Annotated in this window: 21 protein-coding genes and 1 tRNA gene; 13 read left to right on the forward strand and 9 right to left on the reverse strand. The window is 58.9% G+C overall.

Annotation, left to right across the window (positions count from 1 at the left end):
* The first annotated feature begins 252 nt into the window (after positions 1–252).
* Both EJA05_RS17805 and EJA05_RS17810 read left to right on the forward strand, forming a co-directional pair.
* On the forward strand, positions 253–573 hold the full coding sequence (locus tag EJA05_RS17805; RefSeq protein WP_223811855.1) for a hypothetical protein: 321 nt from the start codon (positions 253–255) through the stop codon (positions 571–573).
* A gap of 88 nt (positions 574–661) precedes the next feature.
* Positions 662–1600 (forward strand): ArdC family protein, encoded by a 939-nt coding sequence (locus EJA05_RS17810; protein ID WP_125859255.1) that lies wholly within the window; start codon positions 662–664, stop codon positions 1598–1600.
* A gap of 85 nt (positions 1601–1685) precedes the next feature.
* Here EJA05_RS17810 and EJA05_RS17815 read toward each other — a convergent pair whose 3' ends face one another.
* Together EJA05_RS17815 and EJA05_RS28485 are read right to left on the reverse strand one after the other, a co-directional pair.
* Positions 1686–2051, reverse strand: coding sequence for a histone-like nucleoid-structuring protein, MvaT/MvaU family (locus tag EJA05_RS17815; RefSeq protein ID WP_125859256.1), 366 nt, complete (start codon positions 2049–2051; stop codon positions 1686–1688).
* A gap of 125 nt (positions 2052–2176) precedes the next feature.
* Positions 2177–2371, reverse strand: coding sequence for a DUF7740 domain-containing protein (locus tag EJA05_RS28485; RefSeq protein WP_089230088.1), 195 nt, complete (start codon positions 2369–2371; stop codon positions 2177–2179).
* 222 nt (positions 2372–2593) lie between these two features.
* Between EJA05_RS28485 and mobH the strand changes: the two genes are divergently transcribed.
* From mobH to EJA05_RS17835, 3 genes are all read left to right on the forward strand, one after another.
* Complete coding sequence (mobH, locus tag EJA05_RS17825; RefSeq protein ID WP_125859257.1) at positions 2594–4312, forward strand: MobH family relaxase; 1719 nt, start codon at positions 2594–2596, stop codon at positions 4310–4312.
* A gap of 402 nt (positions 4313–4714) precedes the next feature.
* The gene (locus tag EJA05_RS17830) at positions 4715–5581 is read left to right on the forward strand and encodes a hypothetical protein (RefSeq protein ID WP_125859258.1); all 867 of its coding nucleotides are present in this window, start codon (positions 4715–4717) and stop codon (positions 5579–5581) included.
* Entirely contained in the window at positions 5559–5987 is a 429-nt protein-coding gene (locus EJA05_RS17835; RefSeq protein WP_125859259.1) for a hypothetical protein, read from the forward strand. The genes EJA05_RS17830 and EJA05_RS17835 overlap by 23 nt, the downstream gene beginning before the upstream one ends.
* A 359-nt stretch (positions 5988–6346) precedes the next feature.
* Here the strand turns inward: EJA05_RS17835 and EJA05_RS17840 are convergent, their stop codons facing one another.
* The 6 genes from EJA05_RS17840 to EJA05_RS17865 all read right to left on the reverse strand — a co-directional run bounded on the left by EJA05_RS17840 (position 6347) and on the right by EJA05_RS17865 (position 11562).
* Complete coding sequence (locus tag EJA05_RS17840; RefSeq protein ID WP_125859260.1) at positions 6347–8344, reverse strand: hypothetical protein; 1998 nt, start codon at positions 8342–8344, stop codon at positions 6347–6349.
* Positions 8345–8520: 176 nt separating this feature from the next.
* On the reverse strand, positions 8521–9264 hold the full coding sequence (locus tag EJA05_RS17845) for an abortive infection family protein (RefSeq protein WP_125859261.1): 744 nt from the start codon (positions 9262–9264) through the stop codon (positions 8521–8523).
* 139 nt (positions 9265–9403) lie between these two features.
* Positions 9404–10327 carry a pPIWI-associating nuclease domain-containing protein gene (locus tag EJA05_RS17850; protein WP_125859262.1) on the reverse strand — a complete coding sequence of 308 codons (924 nt, stop codon included), beginning with the start codon at positions 10325–10327 and terminating at the stop codon, positions 9404–9406.
* 280 nt (positions 10328–10607) lie between these two features.
* The gene (locus EJA05_RS17855) at positions 10608–10814 is read right to left on the reverse strand and encodes a hypothetical protein (protein WP_190306000.1); all 207 of its coding nucleotides are present in this window, start codon (positions 10812–10814) and stop codon (positions 10608–10610) included.
* Positions 10815–10827: 13 nt separating this feature from the next.
* Complete coding sequence (locus EJA05_RS17860; RefSeq protein WP_125859263.1) at positions 10828–11037, reverse strand: hypothetical protein; 210 nt, start codon at positions 11035–11037, stop codon at positions 10828–10830.
* 437 nt (positions 11038–11474) lie between these two features.
* Positions 11475–11562 (reverse strand) — tRNA-Ser (locus EJA05_RS17865).
* A gap of 149 nt (positions 11563–11711) precedes the next feature.
* On the opposite strand from EJA05_RS17865, the gene EJA05_RS17870 reads away from it, so the two are divergent.
* The 8 genes from EJA05_RS17870 to EJA05_RS17905 all read left to right on the forward strand — a co-directional run bounded on the left by EJA05_RS17870 (position 11712) and on the right by EJA05_RS17905 (position 17477).
* Positions 11712–12383, forward strand: coding sequence for a Bax inhibitor-1/YccA family protein (locus EJA05_RS17870; RefSeq protein ID WP_125464643.1), 672 nt, complete (start codon positions 11712–11714; stop codon positions 12381–12383).
* A gap of 188 nt (positions 12384–12571) precedes the next feature.
* Complete coding sequence (locus tag EJA05_RS17875; RefSeq protein ID WP_125859264.1) at positions 12572–13951, forward strand: nucleobase:cation symporter-2 family protein; 1380 nt, start codon at positions 12572–12574, stop codon at positions 13949–13951.
* Between the two features lie 87 nt (positions 13952–14038).
* The gene (tusD, locus tag EJA05_RS17880; protein WP_125859265.1) at positions 14039–14431 is read left to right on the forward strand and encodes a sulfurtransferase complex subunit TusD; all 393 of its coding nucleotides are present in this window, start codon (positions 14039–14041) and stop codon (positions 14429–14431) included.
* A gap of 1 nt (position 14432) precedes the next feature.
* On the forward strand, positions 14433–14792 hold the full coding sequence (tusC, locus tag EJA05_RS17885) for a sulfurtransferase complex subunit TusC (protein WP_125859266.1): 360 nt from the start codon (positions 14433–14435) through the stop codon (positions 14790–14792).
* The gene (gene tusB, locus EJA05_RS17890; RefSeq protein WP_125859267.1) at positions 14792–15088 is read left to right on the forward strand and encodes a sulfurtransferase complex subunit TusB; all 297 of its coding nucleotides are present in this window, start codon (positions 14792–14794) and stop codon (positions 15086–15088) included. Before tusC ends, tusB begins: the two co-directional genes overlap by 1 nt.
* Positions 15085–15420, forward strand: coding sequence for a TusE/DsrC/DsvC family sulfur relay protein (locus EJA05_RS17895; protein WP_125464648.1), 336 nt, complete (start codon positions 15085–15087; stop codon positions 15418–15420). Before tusB ends, EJA05_RS17895 begins: the two co-directional genes overlap by 4 nt.
* Positions 15417–16418 (forward strand): glycosyl transferase family protein, encoded by a 1002-nt coding sequence (locus EJA05_RS17900; RefSeq protein WP_125859268.1) that lies wholly within the window; start codon positions 15417–15419, stop codon positions 16416–16418. Before EJA05_RS17895 ends, EJA05_RS17900 begins: the two co-directional genes overlap by 4 nt.
* 96 nt (positions 16419–16514) lie before the next feature.
* Positions 16515–17477, forward strand: coding sequence for a glutathione S-transferase family protein (locus EJA05_RS17905; protein ID WP_125859269.1), 963 nt, complete (start codon positions 16515–16517; stop codon positions 17475–17477).
* Between the two features lie 113 nt (positions 17478–17590).
* On the opposite strand, the gene cysG is transcribed toward EJA05_RS17905, so the two are convergent.
* Positions 17591–18982, reverse strand: coding sequence for a siroheme synthase CysG (gene cysG / locus EJA05_RS17910; RefSeq protein WP_125859270.1), 1392 nt, complete (start codon positions 18980–18982; stop codon positions 17591–17593).
* Position 18983: the final 1 nt, after the last annotated feature.

The raw sequence follows: 18983 nt of genomic DNA on the forward strand, positions 1-18983 counted from the left end.
GGCCTTTCGGGAGGCACTACACACTACGTTCAAACTGAGTGGAGACCCCCGCTGGTCAGGAATTCAAGGCCGATAGTCTTCCTTGGAACGCCCTGGATAGACCCGTTCAAAAGAGGTCAGGATCGGAGATTGACCCCACGTTCAGGCGCGTTTTAATGGACGGACGCTCCCTGCTCAGCGGGTTGATCGGATCGGGCCAATCCACACCAAACCTCAGAAAGGGGACGCGGAATCTGCTAACCGGAGGCCACCATGTCCAGGATGAACCACCTCTCCACTGCCATTGTGCTGAGCCCAGGTGTCTGGCGGCAGTTCATTGAACCTGCCACAGGCGAGGAGCCGGTTGGACAGTCCGCACTGCGCTTGGCAGAACTACTCAATAGCGCGCTGACCTCTGCACCGCTTGCCCTGCACCGTCCCATAGAACTGCAACTCGACCTGCTGAGCAACGGCACTTCAGAAATTGCCCATCTGCCGCAGCTTCAGCTAGCTCGTGTCATACCGCGCAGCGGCCCGGCTTTTTTGCTCATCCGACTGCCTGATGAGAGCGCGGTAGACATCGCCGCCCTCTGACCCACTCAGCACCGTCACTGTCCCCTCTACCCCCACCGGGAACCCTTCCCGGCCGGGCAGCGTTCCCCCTTCACGACCGGAGAACGCCATGTCCGATATCTACCTGGACGTCACCAACAAGATCGTCAGTGCTCTGAGCCAGGGCGTGATCCCCTGGATCAAACCTTGGACCACCACAGGTACGAGCGCTGACTCCCCATTTCCCATCAACGCCATTACCCGGCGGCCCTACGCCGGTATCAACGTTCCACTGTTGTGGGCTGAGGCCCGCCTGCGAGGATTCACCCAGGATCGCTGGCTGACCTTCAATCAGGCACGTAAGGCTGGCGCCCATATACGCAAGGGCGAGCAATCCACCCTCGCGGTACTGTACAAACCGATGAGCAAGGAGGCGCATGACGAGGACGGCCAGGTCGTTCGCGATGAACAGGGCAACATCAAATTGGTGCAGTTCGCACTCCTGCGCACGCACTGCCTGTTCAACGTCGAACAGACCGACGGCTTGCCTGATGAGGAGCCAGCCTCCGCTGAGCACACCGAGCCCGCGACCTTCATCGATCATAAACCGGCCGAGCAACTGCTGGTCGTCAGCGGGGCGCGCATCGAGCATCGCTACAGCGATGACGCGTTCTATCAGCCGATTCGTGATCTGATCCAATTGCCTATGAAAGCGCAGTTCGAAGACGTCGGCAGCTACTACGCAACGGCTCTGCATGAGCTGACGCACTGGTCGGGCCACCGTACGCGTCTGAACCGTGAAGGTATTACCGGCGGGCATGCATTCGGTTCTACGGCGTATGCCTTCGAGGAGCTGGTCGCAGAAATGGGTGCCGCGTTTCTCTGCGCACACACCGGTACCACAGGTGAGTTGCGTCACGAGGAATACCTGGCGTCCTGGCTGAAGATACTCAAGGAAGACAAACGAGCCATTTTCCGCGCCAGTGGTCAGGCTCGGGAAGCCTCTGAGTACCTGTTGGCCTTGCAGTCTGATCAAGCCACGGATACACCCGCACGTCTCACCGCGTGATTCCACTCACCCAGCAAAAAGGCCCCTATCCGGGGCCTTTGTTGTATCTGCTGCGCGGCAGCCGCCGCCGTCAGGAAGCCAATGATTATTGCAGCCAGCTCTCGACGGTGTCCGAGCCGTGCTCCTGCTTCCACTGTTTGAGGATCTTGTGGTTACCGCCCTTGGTTTCCACAACCTCACCGCTCTGCGGATGCTTGTAGCGTTTCACCTCGCGAGGCTTGCGCTGGCTGCTGCTGGACGCACTTGCGGTCGCAACGCTCAGGCCCTTGGCCGGATCCAGAATGCTGATCACCTGGCGCAGGCCCATGCCGTACTCTTCCAGCAAGGCTTTGAGTTTCTGTTCAAACTCGATTTCCTGCTTCAAACCGGAGTCGTTTTTCATGGCATCCAGCTGTTGCAGCTGCGCGGCCAGTTGCGCTTCCAGTGCTTTGAACTCGGCAAGTTTGGACATGAATGATGTTCCTAGGTGTGGGACAAGTGCTGGGATAATAACTGAGACTGCGGATTTAGCCGAGAGTTTACGTATAGCGCACGCGCTCTTGCGATGCGCCGGTTAAAACGACCTCGCCTGGTCGCTCAATCAGACAAGTGCTGACACAGGTGCGCCACAAGTTGCCTCGGGTTTGCGCTGTTCCCGATCTTGAACACAATATCGCGCTGGCTGCGCGGTAGCTTTTTCGCACAGCGCTTGGCCGCAGATCGGATAGCCGCATCCGTGCCGTGAATTCGATCGGCCAGTAACACGATCAATACCGCATCACTCAACGTCATCCGCGCCCCTGCTCTAGCAATCATGCCGGGCAGTCTACGCCCTGAACAAAGGGTCCGCTATTCCGATGGGCTACCGATCCCGATGGACCTGGCTTCGAATTATCACACGCGTGAAAAGGGCCAAGGCGGTAAAGGGTAACGGCGGCAATGGAAGGGAGCGCAAGGGTAAGAGCTTTATCCGAAAAGGCAAAAGGACCTCCCGAACGAACAGCAGGTCATGCGATGAAACGCTGGTGGCTAACATTTCAAAAAGGTGAGGCGGCAGAGCCCACCCCCACGCCCATCGCCGAGGGCTTCATGCTCCCCCAGTCGGCCGAATCTCTACTCGCCGCCGATCACCGGAGAAAGCTGCTCGAACGCATCTGGCAGTACACGGCCCTCTCCGAAGCGCAGTTTGATCGGCTCTACCACGAGCCCATCCGCCGCTACGCCCGCTACGTACAGCAACTTCCGGCCAGCGAAAGCCATCATCACGCCTATCCCGGGGGCATGCTCGATCACGGTTTGGAGCTCGTGGCCTGCAGCTTGAAGCTACGCCAATCCTATCTGCTTCCCAGCGGTGCTGCACCGGAAGACCAAGCCGCTCAGGCCGATGCCTGGAGCGCTGCGATTGCCTATGGCGCTCTGCTCCATGATGTCGGCAAAATCGCCGTCGACCTGCAGGTCGAGTATCGGAATGCCGAACGCTGGCACCCATGGCACGGACCGCTGAGCCATCCCTACCGTTTCCGCTACCACCCAGGCCGCGATTACAAGCTGCACGGCGCCGCGGCAGGGCTGCTATACACGCAGATCCTATCGCCCGCCTTGCTCGACTGGCTCAGCGATTACCCCGAATTGTGGAGCCAATTGCTGTTCCTGCTCGCCGACCACTACGAGCACGCTGGGACCCTCGGGGAATTGGTGCTGCAGGCTGACCGTGTCTCCACCGCGCAAAACATCGGTGGCAATCCTGCGAAGGCTTTGCAGGCGCCCAAGCACTCCCTGCAGCACCACTTGCTGACGGGGCTGCGTCACTTGGTCAAGAACGAGTTCAAGCTCAACCAGCCCGGCGCGGCCGGCTGGCTGACCGATGAACACCTGTGGTTGGTCAGCAAGACCACGACCGACAAGCTGCGCGCGCATCTGCTGGCTCAGGCCGTGGACGGTGTACCCACCTCCAACATCGCCTTGTTCGATGAACTGCAGTCTCATGGATTGGTGGAGGCGACGCCGGAAGGCAAAGCGATTTGGAACGCCGCGGTGACAGACGGTGACTGGCAGCATCGCTTCACCTTCCTTCGCCTGCAGCCGAGTCTGATCTGGGCCAGTGAACCGAGGCCAGACTGCTTTCAAGGAACGGTTGATCCGATGATGGAACATCCTCTGCCGGCCGGTGAAACCTGCGAGTCAGCTTTGGATCGACCGCAACCAACGCTGGAAGAAAAACAACCCGTACCCGAGTACCCGAACCAGGATTTTGACTATCTCGACGATTTGATGGGCATGTTGCAAGAACCGAGCGAGGTCGAAACTGGACCAAGCGCGGAAAGCCTGCAATCCGCCACTACACCACCCAAAGATGCTGAGGGGCTGGCCTTCCTCGAATGGCTGCGCAAAGGAGTTCTCAATCATCGCTTGGTGATCAACGACAGCAAGGCCAAGGTCCATACCGTGGAAGATACTTTTTTCCTGGTCACGCCTGGCATTTTTCAACGCTACGCAGCAGAGCACCCAGGCTTCGCTGACGCAGACTCTAAGAGCGATGCCTGGCGGCGCATACAACGTCAATTTGAGAAGCTGCATGTACATTTGAAGATGCCCAATGGCCAGAACATTTGGACATGCACAGTTAGAGGCCCTCGGAGCGCAAGCTCGTTGAATGGCTACTTGTTAAGCGACCCCAGAACAATTTCAGGAGAGCCTCCTGCCAACAATCCTTTTTTAACGTTGATGAATTGAGCTCCTTACGCGCTTTGAAATAAGTGTCCGAAACGGCATGATGATTAGCGTTAAGGGCCCTTGTGCCGTCAAGCGAAGCGCGCAGGCCTGGATGGCCAAATATGTGAAAGCAGAAAGGCGTTCCAGGGCCGATTTAGGCAGTACGCCGAGGCTCGATTCAAGATAGCCTGACCGAGAAGCGGCGGGCCCTTCAACACGCCGGCAGCTCAGCGCCAATCCTCCGCTAGGCTAGTTCCACTAAGATGGAAAAACGATTGAGCAACTCGGCTGAGGACATTTTGCCATCATCGGCTGTAGAATCTTCCCTCGCCGCGATTTCCGGTTGGCACTATCCACTCATGCCAGCTGTAACTCGTACGTCTTAGCTGGCAGCACCAACCATTCTCAAGGAAGCAGTCTGGCATGTCCGAAACGCTGAAAATCAAAATCGACTTCGCCGAAAAGCGTCAGCGTCCGGCAGAGGTCTTCCAGGCGATGAGCGGCTACATTGAGGCCTACCAAGCACTCGGCCAAGTGTTGGTCAATGCGCTAGGAGATCCGGAAGACTTCGCGCTACAACTCGAGTGCGTTGAGGCGGGTTCAGTTGCTAGCTTCATCAAAGCTGTGCCTGGTCGGCTCAAAGAGTGGATGTCCTCCGCAATCATTGAGTCGGGCTTCACACTCGCTGATACCCTCTCAGGAGTTGAGAGTACGGCCACTGAAGGCGAGGTCGATGCAATCGCATCCGTACTTGAGAACGAGCTGACCAAAACTGATAACCCGCAGATGATCCACCCTAAAATCGACAGGAAAGAGCTCGCGTTCGCCCTCCAGAAGTTCTCTGAGGCCAACAAGAAGCTTCTGCCGGACGAAACCGTCCTAACGTCCCTGGCGGATACAGAGAATGTCACCCCCATCAACACACACTGGCGTTTCAACGCTAACCCAAAGAATATGTTTCTTGGGATTACAACAAGCTTTAACGGCACAGATCGGCTTTACGTGCGCGCCCCAGTGAACATAGGCAAAGGCGCTTGGTCGATGGTAAGTGTTACAACAGGCAGCCGGTACAACGCCAACATTATTGATGTAAAGTGGCTTGATGACTATCAAAATGGCTTGGTTCGAGCCATCGGACCGAAGGATGTCATGGAAGCTGAAGTTTCGTTTCAGCTCTACACCCCACCTCCTGGCCAAGGCAAACCGTATATATCAAATGCCAAAATTGTGAAAATTATTGACATCCATCGAAACGTGGGATTGCAACATGAAACAATACCCTTACTCTAAAGAGCAGAAAGCAATCCTAGCAGAGCTGTGCTCTGAATACCTTTTTATCGTAACTCCATTCGTTTTTTTGGTAGCGATAAAACTATACGCTTACTCATGGAAAGATATATTCCTAGCTGCAGACTGGTCGCTGGTATCATGCATTATATTTGGTCAAGTCGCGGTAAGGACATCCCGCGCCGCCATTAAAAACCGCACAGTAGATGATCGACACTTCTCCTGGTACTCATCCAAACGTTTCTTTTTGGTAGCCATGTCCCTGTTGGTCTACTTTGGCATGATCGCTAAACCTACATTGTGCCTTGGATTTGGACAGCTTGGACTGTTCGCATTAGCAAGCTTTTTTCATTTCAAAGATGGCGTTGCTGCGAAAGCGATCGAACACAGAACCGTGACTACTGCGTGAACACATCCTCCACGACAAATCTTCTCTTTGAAGATCCGAGAAAAACTTCGAGCCTGCCTCAAAAGGCCACCCAACCTTAATAGTTGTCGAGTGGCTTATGGCTGAGATCTTTGCGACACTAAGGGCGATAAAATTTAGTGCGAATTACAATCTCGGCGCCCTCCAAAAATCTGCATAAACCGACCTTATCCAATTGTTCTATTGCTGTCCATTCGAGGCAGTTAGCCATTACCTGAAAATCGACGTCAGGGTCCGAGCGCCTCTCCCTGAGAACCGCGCTCGAACCTTGATAATTTCGCCTCACCTAACCAAGCGTATTTTCAGTTTTCTCGCATCGATGCTAGATAGCCATCACCAAATCAGTACGGTACTAGGCGGGCGAGGCCGTCAGCCCAGTCATCCCATGTGGTAACGCCTTTGGCCAAGTCAATCATCTGCTCTATGTCGATCCCACGGTTCATGGCTTCTGAAACCTGCTGATCAAGCCAATGAGATTTCAAGTTTTTGAGCCGCTTGCGCAGCACGCCGGCAAGATACGCTCGCCTTCCTGATAGAGAACCTTGAAGCTTGACGAGCATCTTCGACAGTGCCGGCAGCTCGTGGTCTGTTTCAGGATTGAATTCGGGGCTTCTCATCAACGCATCCAAGCCCTGCAGAAAGCGGGCTGCGCCGTAACGATTCGCCAACGCTCGAACACGCTCCTCGCCAAGCTCAGTAAGATAACGAGGATGTAGGAAGTCGTTATAGGCTCGGACAGCGACCTCATGTGCGGCTGCGGGCGATATCCGTTCCGCGACCTTCGCCGTGACTTTCAGCAGCGCCAGCTGCAAGTAAGCCAGATCACTTCCGCTCAACTCAGAGATCGCACCCTCGACGCCGGCAAGTGGGCCGCTGACAGCCACCGGCAAGCCTTCACCGGCTAACCTCCGGTCCAAAGGTAGGTTCAGAGGGATGCCCCAATCCTTGAACACTGACTCAATGGTGGCTTTGACCTTGGGTTCAAGCGACAGAAGCTCTTCCCTGATCGTGGGCACAAATCGATCCCACGGGACAACACACTCTTCGCTGTCAAAGGGAGGGTAGTCACTCTCTTCGGAAGCCCTTTTCACCAGGTACTTAGCAAACGAATGGACGTTCACAAGGTGATGGCAGTCAGCCCTCTCAATCCAATAGAAATCGTCGTCGGAGAGGGACGCTTCAAACAAATCACATAGGTCCTGGGAATGAGCTGTAAGCTCCTCCTGGCTCAAGAAATCTCTGCATTTTTGGAGGAACGAGTTTCGCAGCGCGCCTACGGGCATGGCCTTTACCAAGCGCTCACCCAAGACAGCCTCCCAAGGGGCAGAGCTTCCCCAGCCACCGATGTGGGACGTTCGCCCTGACAGTAGAAAATTGAAAAAGGGCTCTGCTATGCGTGGGAGGTATAGGACGCTATCAGAAGGCCCGTCCGCGGGCATGGTCTCAGCGAGGGCATATACCACTTGCTGATCCTGTCTTTTTAACGCAACAGCCAAGCGAACATCAGGCCGAGCCTGGCTGACGGCCAGGAGATCTTCGGGTAGGCAATCCAGCAAATCAGGGTCGCCTGACTCAACCATCACTGCAGATACTGTTGGCTCAAGGTCCTGATCGTCCCTATAACGGCGGCACAATTCGGCTAGTACTGATTTGGCCTTCTGAGTGTCCCGGACGATCATGGCTGCGGAAAAAAGCACAGACAGCACTGGTGTGTTGTTAGCAGAGACAGCCGAAACCATGTCCCGGAGGGCCCGAACTTGAAGCTCTGATCGATCTCTGTAGTAGCAGTACATCCGGCTACACAGCTCAAGAGTTTCGTGAAGAACTGAACCCATATTTTTGAGCACTGCAGAAGCCGACGACTGGATAGCGATCATTGCCGGTGTCTCACAGCCACGCTGAAGGGATTGGTACCAGCAGCCAGCTATCAGTCCTTCACGGAGCTTGGGCCAGGAATCCATATCCACAGCGCACTGCAGGATTTTTGCAAGTCGCTCTGACAACTCTTCATTGGGAGTCGTGTAGGGGAATCGGCCGCGATCATAAGCCCACAGATGCAAAGCCAACCCCCAAGGTGTAGCGAGTCCAACATCGTCATCTAGAACGGAGTGAAAATCCCTCTGGCCACCGCAGTACAGACTGTATGCGAGCTTCTCCTGCCGATTCACATTGCCGAACTCAAGTGCTCGGTAAGCCTCAGCCGCCTCAGTGAACCGGCCACTGATCAACAGTCGATCAGCTTCGGCCTCAGACCCTACCCCGTGAACATCAGTGCCACTGTTTCTCGCGGAGATCAATTCAGGAAGCGACAGCAGCGACGGCAAGGTACGTGCAGGCATACAGTGTGTACTCGGGGCTGGAATCCTCGCAGTAGTCTAACGATTTCAGGCCGCACCAGTCATCAATTCCAACTCGGTCTACTCGGTTTGATCAAACATGCTTGGCTGGAAAGCAGAGGTGTGTATCTGCTGCCCCATATAAAGCTGACCAGCGGGTTTAACCGCTTAGCAATGAGCTAGCGCCCAGATCGGGTCTCCCAGGTGGCCAGCAGGAACATAGCCATTGAGCCCGCCAGATTTACAGCCAGCTCAGCGTGCCGGGGCGCCGCTTTAGCACTGCTTCTGCCCTTCCCATGTGCATCGCTGAGGCGATTCCTCAATGCCCCCAGCCCCTCGACCACTGCAGTGCAACCGCCAAGGATCTGCTTGAAAATTACCTCTTCATGCTGCGCTTTTGTCAGGTTTAGCAGTACTGCAGTTTGCTTGTAGAGCTTGTTCAGATCAGGATTCGCTTCATGCTCCGTCTCACCCGCTTCGTCCAGGATATGCTTGCACACAGACTCCAAGAGCGTGCGAGCCATGGTGATAGCCCCCTCAGGATCTGAAGCCCGACGCTCGATTGCTTTAGTCCAGGCAACCCGCACATGCTCGGCGTCAAACCGGCTCATCGCATCCGATACCGCAGCATCAGACGGATGCACATCGCCTGACTCTGCGTACTCCACGAGTGCTCTGAACTCATCCCAAATGAAAGTTCTTCGTTCGGCGTATGATGGATACTTCGGCTGAATGAACCCCCAGAACTGATCCAGATTACGGTACCGCTTCACCCAAGCAGGAACGAGGGAAGCAGCCCGCGGAACGTCCAAGACGCTCTGCCGATAGAGTGGATAGTCACGCTCATCATCGTTGTTACCGTTCCCGGTCGCACGATTGATGTATATCGACTGCAAGGCGTCTACATCGTCTATCAGAGACACTGGCGTTCATCCCTCCAATACAGCTTCATGCTGGTGATCGAGCTGAGGTGCCATAGTGCTTCCCCGCGTTGATTCCCGACCGAGTACCAGTACGGGCTGGCCCGCTCAGTCGAATACCCTGAAGGCAGAAGGGCAGGCTCTAGAAGTCAGATTGAATATCTTCTGCAGAGAGCGGCCCTTGGTCTGCAGAAACATCGGATTCAAGGGCGTAATCCCACTCATCCTCTTGATCGTACCAGTCACCTGTATCTACCATCACGGAGTTTTCGACGAACTCTAGCCTCTCAGGATCAGGATTGGGCGTTTCGCACGTTAGCTCACAAGTGAAATCGAAGGATTGGTCGAGTTCTGCGCCATCCCCATTTCGAAGATCTGAGTTTGAACCCCACTGTAATGTTACGCCGACGGTGCCGCTTACCTTAATGTGTACAGCGTCGCAGGTGATGTGCGATACCTCATGCGAGTCGACGTAGACCTCTTCGAGAGAATAATGGGTGGCCAGTTCGTCTACTGCATCCAAGCTGTCGGATACGACCTGATTGACTGCTGCCTCGCTGATTATCACGTCTGAAAGACGCTCGGCTACTGCGGCTCTGCACTCCTGAATGCAACCCATCAATCCTGCCACGGCTTCGATTGTTTCCCCCGAAAGGCGATCTATATCGTCATCCTCCAGCTGGAAGACTTCTGGCGTGATATGGACGTACTCATTCAATCGGATCACTGCGTCTCGCAGATTTTCGTGCTCGGGATTGAAATCCAGGCCAAGTCTTCTTTCCACATAATGGTTTGATAGACCGCCTTGGGTGGCGTACACGCACCGTTCCACTCTCGTGACCTGATGTACCACCTCTTTTGATTTCGCTTTCCACCATATGCATTTTTGGACGTCCTCATCTGGGGCGAGGCGAGCAAGCGTATGGCCCATCAGTTCGCGCATGGCGAAGGCGAAATTATGGAAGCGCAGCTTGTTGCGACGGTCTTCCAGGTTAAACATCGCTGCTTCATACAGGTCTCGCTCAAACTGCGAGTCACCCAGCAGCTTCAAAATCCGTTCATCCATCGCGGGTCCTCACCTAACCGAATTTTCTGCCCTAACATCCTATAATTGGTCTTCAACTGATCGGAGCGTGAAAGTGTGAAGCGAACCATCATTTGCTTAGCCGAAGCCGAGGCACCGCTGATACGGCAAGGGCATGAGGCCATTCGACAGTTGCAGACCGCGGAGGAAACTGGCTTGCTACAGCATGAGATAGAGCATCTAGCATCTTCGCCTAGCCTCTCAAGCTGACTGCGCGGCAGAGGAGGATCCACACGGGCTCTCGCTCCTGAGTAACTTCAGATCAGTGTACCGTTCCGTCGCCCCTACCAAAGGCTTTCATTTGGTAGTCAGTCACAGCCTGGAACAGAGACTCGGCAATCATACGTAACCGCTCCACCTCGACTGCGGGCGCGCCAGTATCCAACGCTTCGTGATACTGCTGCATTGCCTCAACTGCATCAGTGTAGGCTTGGTGATCAGGTGGCAAAATCTTGGGCAGCTTTTCCATCAGCACCTCGAAGTCAGTTAATCGATTCGGACAGACTGCCGGCTTCAAGCAATTGGAAATCCACTACCGCGTGATAAAGGGAATCGGCCAACACTCTAAGCCGCTCGATTGTCTCTGGAGATGCCCCGCTATCTTGCGCAGCCTGATGCGCCCTTATCGCATCAAGGGCGTCGCGCAGTAGCGGCTCGCCGGCTTTGGCCATACCTTCCAAGGTTCGCTTCATGCGCTACCCATTCTGCACTGTCAAGCCATTATAGAGCGACAGCGACGGTGTGATGACAGGCATCGACCCAAGGCTTTGTGCTCACCTGTTCAGGCCTTATCGCGGCAAACCGGTTCCCACCGGAGTGTCACCAACTCCAGACCAGCACCAGCACCAGCACCTGTGGGAGCCGCGCGTGTCGGCGATGGGTCGCGAAACGGCCCTAATATTCAGGCGCCGGGTCGATAGCTGCCGGCAAGAGCCAAGCACACCTAAAGCTGCCTTGGAAAAAACGCCCGCTTCCTAACATGAGTTATTTGGCTCCATGAAAACAGCAAGCCCATCTCAATCCGCAGCAAACCAGTAAAAGCCACACTGATAATGGGGGACCAGTTGGGGGACCAAAAACACGCAGGCACAAAAAAGCCCTGAAAAATCAGGGCTCTAATGAAAAATGGTGGCGGAAGCGTAGAGATTCGAACTCTAGGATAGTTGCCCATCGACGGTTTTCAAGACCGTTGCCTTAAACCACTCGGCCACGCTTCCAGCTGGTTTTGCGGCGGCAATAATACCTTAATGTAACAAGCTGTCAAACTCTCTGTGTCGCGGGTTGCGGCAGCTCTGGTATGCTCCAGCAACCATACGTTTCATTCGCCAGGCTTCAACGCCTGGGTACACACCAAAGGAGTGTCGCCATGCGCGAACAGGATTACGCCGTCCACCACGGCCAGCAGGTCGAGCAGCAGGAGATCAGCAAGGTCCTGCGCAACACGTACAGCCTGCTGGCGCTCACCCTCGCCTTCAGCGGCATCATGGCCTTCGTCTCGCAGCAGATGGGCTTTCGCTATCCCAACGTGTTCGTCGTGCTGATCGGCTTCTACGGCCTGTTCTTCCTCACCGCCAAGCTGCGTGATTCGGTCTGGGGCCTGGTATCGACCTTCGCCCTCACCGGCTTCATGGGCTTCATCCTCGGCCCGATCCTCAACCGTTACCTGGGCATGAGCGGTGGCGCCGAAGTCGTCAGCTCGGCATTCGCCATGACCGCGCTGGTCTTCGGCGGCTTGTCGGCCTATGTGCTGATCACCCGCAAGGACATGAGCTTCCTCGGTGGCTTCATCACCGCTGGCTTCTTCGTCCTGCTGGGCGCCGTGCTGGCCAGCTTCTTCTTCCAGATCAGCGGCCTGCAACTGGCCATCAGCGCCGGCTTCGTACTGTTCTCGTCGGTCTGCATCCTGTTCCAGACCAGCGCCATCATCCATGGCGGCGAGCGCAACTACATCATGGCGACCATCAGCCTGTACGTATCGATCTACAACCTGTTCATCAGCCTGCTGCAGCTGTTCGGCATCATGGGCCGCGACGACTGATTCAAACCCGTCGAGCAGCCAGGAAAAGCCCGCTTCGGCGGGCTTTTTCGTGGCCGATGAAAACGCCGCACAAACTGACCTTTAAGTCAGCTTCATCTGCGATTGTGACGCTATCTTCCTAACCTCTACCCCTATCGGGATTCAGCCCGTAGAATGCGCTCCTTTTTTCTTCCGGGGCAGCATTTCCCATGAGTTCACACGAACACGGGCCGGGCGCGGCGGCGCCTGCCAACGAACTGGTCCTGGGCCTTGAGGACAAGCCTCGCCTGTTGATCGGCCTGCTGGCGGCACTGCAGCACCTGCTGGCGATCATCGTGCCGATCGTTACCCCAGGGCTGCTGATCTGCCAGGCGCTGGGGGTCTCGCCTCGCGATACCAACCTGATCGTGTCCATGTCGCTGGTGATCTCCGGCATCGCCACTTTCGTGCAGTGCAAGCGCTTTGGGCCGTTCGGCGCCGGTTTGCTGATCGTGCAGGGCACCAGCTTCAACTTCGTTGGCCCGCTGATCGCGGGTGGCGCACTGATGGTCAAGCAGGGCACGCCAGTAGAAGGCGTGATGGCGGCCATCTTTGGCGTTGTCATTGCCGGTTCGTTCGTAGAGATGGGCGTTTCGCGCATCCTGCCCTTCGTCAAACGCCTGATCACCCCGCTGGTCACCGGTATCGTCGTGCTGATGATCGGCCTGACCCTGATCAAGGTCGGCCTGATCAGCATGGGCGGCGGTTTCGGCGCCATGGCCAACGGCACCTTCGCCAACGGCGAAAACCTGCTGCTGTCGGGCGTGGTGCTGGCAATCATCGTCATCCTCAACCGTATCCCGGTGGTATGGATGCGCAGCTGCGCCATCGTCATCGCCCTGGCCGTGGGCTATGCCCTGGCCGGCTACCTGGGGCGCCTGGACTTCACCGGCATGCACCAGGCCGCGTTGTTCCAGGTGCCGACGCCGCTGCACTTTGGCGTGAGCTTCTCCTGGGCGCTGTTCATTCCGATGCTGGTGATCTACCTGGTCACCTCGCTGGAAGCCATCGGCGATGTCACCGCCACCAGCAAGGTCTCGCGCCAACCGGTCGAAGGCCCGGTGTGGATGCAGCGGATCAAGGGCGGGGTGCTGGTCAACGGCGCCAACTCGCTGCTGGCCGGCGTGTTCAACACTTTCCCCAGCTCGATCTTCGCCCAGAACAATGGCGTCATTCAGCTGACCGGCATCGCCAGCCGCCATATCGGCATCTGGATCGCCGCCATGCTGGTGCTGCTGGGCCTGTTCCCCAGCGTTGCCGGGGTAATCCAGGCGGTGCCGGAGCCGGTCCTGGGTGGCGCAGCCATGGTGATGTTCGGTGCAGTCGCCGCATCGGGTATCAACATCCTCGCCAGCACTCGCCTCGACCGCCGGGCCCTGCTGATCATTTCCGTGTCGCTGGCCCTGGGCCTTGGCGTGGCTCAGGTGCCGGAGTTCCTCGCACACATGCCGGCGGCGCTGCGCAACGTGCTGGAGTCGGGCGTCGCCACCGGCGGCATCTGCGCCCTGGTGCTCAACTGGTTCCTGCCGGAGAGCAAGGAACAGGCTTGACCGATCACGGCCTTGCAGACCGAGCCCGCGCCCACCAGCGCGGGCTTTTTGCTTTATCATGGCCGCATTCCTTTACACGGGTTTTCCATGAAATTCGCCATTGCGGTCTTTTCCCCGGCGCATGCGCCCTCCTCGCGTCGCGCCCTGCGCTTTGCCGAGGCGGCGCTGGCCGGCGGGCATGAAATTGCTCGGCTGTTCTTCTACCAGGACGGGGTGCACAGCGCCTCGGCCAATATCGTCGCGCCGCAGGATGAACTCGACGTGGCCAAGCAATGGCGCGCGTTCATCAGCGAGCACCAGCTCGACGCTGTGGTGTGCATTGCCGCAGCCCTGCGCAGGGGCGTGCTCAATGAAGAAGAGGCCAACCGTTACCAGCGCCCGGCCGTGAACCTGCCGGCACCTTGGGAGCTGTCCGGCCTGGGCCAGTTGCACGAGGCCGCGCAGGATGCCGACCGCTTGATCTGCTTTGGGGGTGATTGAAATGGCCAAATCGCTTCTTATCATCAGCCGCCAGGCGCCGTGGAGCGGCCCGTCCGCCCGTGAAGCCCTGGATATCGCCCTGGCCGGCGGCGCCTTCGAACTGCCGCTGGGCATGCTGTTCCTAGACGACGGGGTGTTCCAGCTGGCTCAAGACCAGCACCCGGACGTCCTGCAGCAAAAAAACCTGGCCGCCAACCTCCAGGCCTTGCCGATGTTCGGCGTCGAGGAGCTGTTCGCCTGCGCTCACAGCCTGGCCCGCCGCGGCCTGGACAGCACCACGCTGGCTTTGCCCGTCGAGGTTCTCGACGATGCCGCACTGGCGGCGCTGATCGCCCGTTTCGACCAGGTGGTAACCCTCTGATGACGACCCTGCACGTAATTGCCCACTCGCCTTTCGCGGACGAGCGCCTGGCCAGCTGCCTGCGCCTGCTCGGCCCTCAAGACGCAATATTGCTGTGTGGCGACGCCACCTATGCGCTCAAAGCCGGTAGCGAGCCCCTGCGCGCCCTGCAAGCCGCCAACCTCGAACAGCGCCTGTACGCCCTTGGCGAAGACCTGCAAGCCCGCGCCCTCACCAGCCCACTGGCCAAGGCCGTGGACTACCCGGCCTTCGTCGAACTCACCCTGCACTACGACAAGGTCAACAGCTGGCTATGAGCACCCTGACTGTCGGCGATCGCGCCATCGCCCTGGACAAAGACGGCTTTCTGGTCGACCTGCAGGACTGGTCCCACGAGGTCGCCGAATCACTGGCTGCCCGTGAAGACATCGCCCTGACCACCGACCACTGGGAAATCCTCGAGCTGTTGCGCCAGTTCTACGCCGAGTACCAGCTGTCGCCAGCCACCCGCCCGCTGATCAAGTACACCGCGCTCAAACTGGGCACGGAGAAGGGCAACAGCCCGCACCTCAACCGCCTGTTCAATGGCACTCCCGCCAAACTTGCCGCCAAGCTGGCGGGCCTGCCCAAGCCGACCAACTGCATATGAACGCACCTCGCCCGCTCACCCTGGAAACACCGACCGAACACCCCTTCGCCGAATTCGTGCGCATCCTGGGCAAAGGCAAGCGCGGCGCCCGCGGCCTGACCCGCGAGGAGGCCCGCGCAGCCATGACCCTGCTGCTTGAGGGCAAGGTCGAAGACACCCAGCTCGGCGCCTTCCTGATGCTGCTGCGGCACAAGGAGGAAAGCGCCGAGGAGCTTGCGGGCTTCACCGAGGCGTTGCGCGCCCACCTGCAGGCGCCACGCATCAACGTCGACCTGGACTGGCCGAGCTACGCCGGCAAGAAGCGCCACCTGCCCTGGTACCTGCTGGCGGCCAAGTGCCTGGCCGGTAATGGCGTACGCATCCTGATGCACGGCGGTGGCGCCCACACGGCCGGGCGCCTGTACACCGAACAACTGCTCGGCCTGCTGGACATCCCGCTGTGCCGTGACTGGGCAGGCGTTGCGCAAACGCTGGACAATCGCCAGCTGGCCTTCTTCCCGCTGCAGGACTGGGCGCCGCAGTTGCAGCGCATGATCGACCTGCGCAACACCCTCGGCCTGCGCTCACCGATCCACTCGCTGGCCCGGGTGCTCAACCCCCTCGCCGCGCGCTGCGGCCTGCAGAGCATCTTCCACCCCGGTTACCAGGCCGTGCACCGCGAGGCCAGCCGGCTGCTGGGCGACCACGCACTGGTGATCAAGGGTGACGGTGGCGAGATCGAGATCAACCCGGATGTCACCAGCCATCTCTACGGTGCTTCGGCCGGCGCTGCCTGGGACGAGGAGTGGCCTGCCCTGAGCGCCCAGCGCCACGTGAAGCCCGCCAGCCTGCAGCCGGAGCACCTGCTTGCCGTCTGGCGCGGCGAAGCCGAAGACAGCTACGGCGAAATGGCCGTGGTCGCGACCATGGCCCTGGCCCTGCGTGGCCTGGGCCAAGACCGCGAGCTGGCGTTCAGTACCGCCCGCGCCTACTGGGCCGCCCGTGGAAACATCAAATAAACAGATCTGTTAACCCCACTCTTTGCGCTATTCGTTCGAACGCTTTGCTCTAGACTGAGCTCCAACGACAAACACTTTGTTCCGAGGAGCTCCAGCATGGGCCTTTTGATCGATGGCCGCTGGCATGACCAGTGGTACCAGACCAGCAAGGACGGCGCCTTCCAGCGCGAGAATTCGCAACGACGCAACCCGCTGCCCGCCCCCGAAGCCGGCCGCTACCACCTGTATGTGTCGCTCGCCTGCCCCTGGGCCCACCGCACCCTGATCGTGCGCGCCATCAAAGGCCTGGAGCCGCTGATTGACGTTTCGGTGGTCAGTTGGCTGATGGGCGAGCATGGCTGGACCTTCGACCAGCAGGAAGGCTCCAGCGGCGACCACCTCGATGCCCTGCAGTACCTGCACCAGCGTTACACCCAGGACGACCCGCACTACACCGGTCGCGTGACGGTGCCTGTGCTGTGGGACAAGCAGGAAAAACGCATCGTCAACAATGAGTCGGCCGAGATCATCCGCCTTTTCAACTCGGCATTCGACGAGCTGACCGGCAATACTCTGGACCTCTACCCAGCGCCGCTGCGCAGCACTATCGATGCACTCAACGAGCGCATTTACCCGGCAGTGAACAACGGCGTCTACCGCGCAGGCTTCGCCACCACACAGGAGGCCTACGAAACGGCGTTCGACGAGGTGTTCAATGAGCTGGACTATCTGGAAGGGCTACTGGCTCGCCAGCGCTACCTGGCCGGTGAATACCTGACCGAAGCCGACGTACGCCTGTTCACCACGCTGGTGCGCTTCGATGCGGTGTACCACGGCCATTTCAAGTGCAACCTGCGCCGCCTGAGCGACTACCCGAACCTGTCCAACTGGCTGCGCGAGCTGTACCAGTGGCCGGGGGTGGCGGATACGGTGAGCATGGAGCATATCCAGAAGCACTACTACATGAGCCACAAGACCATCAACCCGAACGGCATCGTGCCCAAGGGGCCACTGCAGGACTTCAGTCAGCCCCATGACCGGGAGCGGCTGCCGGGCAAAGGCATCTGGCAGAGCAAATAAAGACCCCACGTGGGAGCGGGCTTGCCCCGCGATAGCATCACAGCGCAGGGCAATGTTGCCGCTGCTGTCGCCATCGCGGGGCAAGCCCGTTCCCACGAGGTGCTACAGAGTGCTCAGGCGTTTTGCGAACCTTCGAACCACGCCAGCTTCTCGCGCAACTGCACCACTTCCCCGACAATCACCAGGGTCGGCGCGTGCACTTCATGCCGGGCCACCAGTTCAGGCAAGTCGGCCAAGGTACCGGTGAACACCCGCTGGTTGCGCGTGGTCCCCTGCTGCACCAGCGCTGCAGGGGTACTGGCCGCACGGCCATGGCGAATCAACTCGGCACAGATGGTCGGCAGCCCCACCAGCCCCATGTAGAACACCAGGGTTTGCGCAGGCGCCACCAGATCGTGCCAGGGCAGGTTGCTGGTGCCATCTTTCAGGTGGCCGGTCACGAAGCGCACCGACTGGGCATAGTCGCGGTGGGTCAGCGGAATACCGCCGTAGGCGGAACAACCGCTGGCTGCGGTGATGCCAGGCACCACCTGGAACGGGATACCCTGCTCGGCCAGCTCCTCGATCTCTTCGCCGCCCCGGCCGAAGATGAACGGATCACCGCCTTTGAGCCGCAACACACGCTTGCCCTGCCGGGCCAGATCGACCAACAGGCGGTTGATCTGGTCCTGCGGCACACTGTGGTCGGCGCGGCGCTTGCCGACATAGATACGCTCGGCATCGCGTCGGCACATCTCGATGATGGCGGGAGCCACCAGCCGGTCGTACAGCACCACGTCGGCCTGCTGCATCAGGCGCAGGGCACGGAAGGTCAGCAGGTCCGGGTCACCCGGGCCGGCACCGACCAGATACACCTCGCCCCCCTGCTGCACCGGTGCGCCGTCGACCATCGCCTGCAACAGGCGTTCGGCCTCGGCACCCTGCCCGGCCAGCTGGCGCTCGGCGATCGGCCCCTGGAACACGTTCTCCCAAAAGCCGCGGCGCTGGTTGACATCAGGGTACAAGGCCTTGACCTTGTGCCGGAAACGCGCGGCCAGGCCAGCCAGCTCGCCATAGGCGGACGGGATCCAGGCCTCGAGCTTGGCGCGAATCAACCGCGCCAGCACAGGGGCGTCGCCACCGCTGGAGACCGCCACCACCAGGGGTGAGCGATCGACGATGGCGGGGAAAATCACCGTGCACAAGGCCGGCGCGTCAACCACATTGACCGGCAGGCTGCGCGCCTGCGCATCCGCCGAGACCTGGGCATTGAGCCCGGGGTCATCGGTGGCCGCGATCACCAGCCGACAGCCGTCCAGGTCCGACGGCTGATAGCCGCGCACCAGCACCTCGCCACCGCCCTCACGGGCCAGTGCGGCGAGCTGGCCGTCTACGTCCGGCGCCACCACCCGCAGCGCGGCGCCGGCATCGGCCAGCAGGCGCGCCTTGCGCAGGGCGATCTCGCCACCGCCGACGACCAGTACGTGGCCGCCCTGCAGCTTATGGAACAGCGGCAGGTAATCCATC

Origin of the sequence: Pseudomonas oryziphila (assembly GCF_003940825.1) — a bacterium.
Classification (GTDB): Bacteria; Pseudomonadota; Gammaproteobacteria; order Pseudomonadales; family Pseudomonadaceae; genus Aquipseudomonas; species Aquipseudomonas sichuanensis.

Bases quoted from the DNA above. Each gene is read 5' to 3' on its own strand.
- mobH (WP_125859257.1), top strand. From the start codon at position 2,594: ATGAAACGCTGGTGGCTAACATTTCAAAAAGGTGAGGCGGCAGAGCCC.
- EJA05_RS17840 (WP_125859260.1), bottom strand. From the start codon at position 8,344: ATGCCTGCACGTACCTTGCCGTCGCTGCTGTCGCTTCCTGAATTGATC.
- EJA05_RS17870 (WP_125464643.1), top strand. From the start codon at position 11,712: ATGCGCGAACAGGATTACGCCGTCCACCACGGCCAGCAGGTCGAGCAG.
- tusC (WP_125859266.1), top strand. From the start codon at position 14,433: ATGGCCAAATCGCTTCTTATCATCAGCCGCCAGGCGCCGTGGAGCGGC.
- tusD (WP_125859265.1), top strand. From the start codon at position 14,039: ATGAAATTCGCCATTGCGGTCTTTTCCCCGGCGCATGCGCCCTCCTCG.
- EJA05_RS17830 (WP_125859258.1), top strand. From the start codon at position 4,715: ATGTCCGAAACGCTGAAAATCAAAATCGACTTCGCCGAAAAGCGTCAG.
- EJA05_RS17900 (WP_125859268.1), top strand. From the start codon at position 15,417: ATGAACGCACCTCGCCCGCTCACCCTGGAAACACCGACCGAACACCCC.
- EJA05_RS17810 (WP_125859255.1), top strand. From the start codon at position 662: ATGTCCGATATCTACCTGGACGTCACCAACAAGATCGTCAGTGCTCTG.
- EJA05_RS28485 (WP_089230088.1), bottom strand. From the start codon at position 2,371: ATGACGTTGAGTGATGCGGTATTGATCGTGTTACTGGCCGATCGAATT.
- EJA05_RS17850 (WP_125859262.1), bottom strand. From the start codon at position 10,327: ATGGATGAACGGATTTTGAAGCTGCTGGGTGACTCGCAGTTTGAGCGA.
- EJA05_RS17860 (WP_125859263.1), bottom strand. From the start codon at position 11,037: ATGAAGCGAACCTTGGAAGGTATGGCCAAAGCCGGCGAGCCGCTACTG.
- EJA05_RS17805 (WP_223811855.1), top strand. From the start codon at position 253: ATGTCCAGGATGAACCACCTCTCCACTGCCATTGTGCTGAGCCCAGGT.
- EJA05_RS17855 (WP_190306000.1), bottom strand. From the start codon at position 10,814: ATGGAAAAGCTGCCCAAGATTTTGCCACCTGATCACCAAGCCTACACT.
- EJA05_RS17875 (WP_125859264.1), top strand. From the start codon at position 12,572: ATGAGTTCACACGAACACGGGCCGGGCGCGGCGGCGCCTGCCAACGAA.
- EJA05_RS17815 (WP_125859256.1), bottom strand. From the start codon at position 2,051: ATGTCCAAACTTGCCGAGTTCAAAGCACTGGAAGCGCAACTGGCCGCG.
- EJA05_RS17835 (WP_125859259.1), top strand. From the start codon at position 5,559: ATGAAACAATACCCTTACTCTAAAGAGCAGAAAGCAATCCTAGCAGAG.
- EJA05_RS17905 (WP_125859269.1), top strand. From the start codon at position 16,515: ATGGGCCTTTTGATCGATGGCCGCTGGCATGACCAGTGGTACCAGACC.
- cysG (WP_125859270.1), bottom strand. From the start codon at position 18,982: ATGGATTACCTGCCGCTGTTCCATAAGCTGCAGGGCGGCCACGTACTG.
- tusB (WP_125859267.1), top strand. From the start codon at position 14,792: ATGACGACCCTGCACGTAATTGCCCACTCGCCTTTCGCGGACGAGCGC.
- EJA05_RS17895 (WP_125464648.1), top strand. From the start codon at position 15,085: ATGAGCACCCTGACTGTCGGCGATCGCGCCATCGCCCTGGACAAAGAC.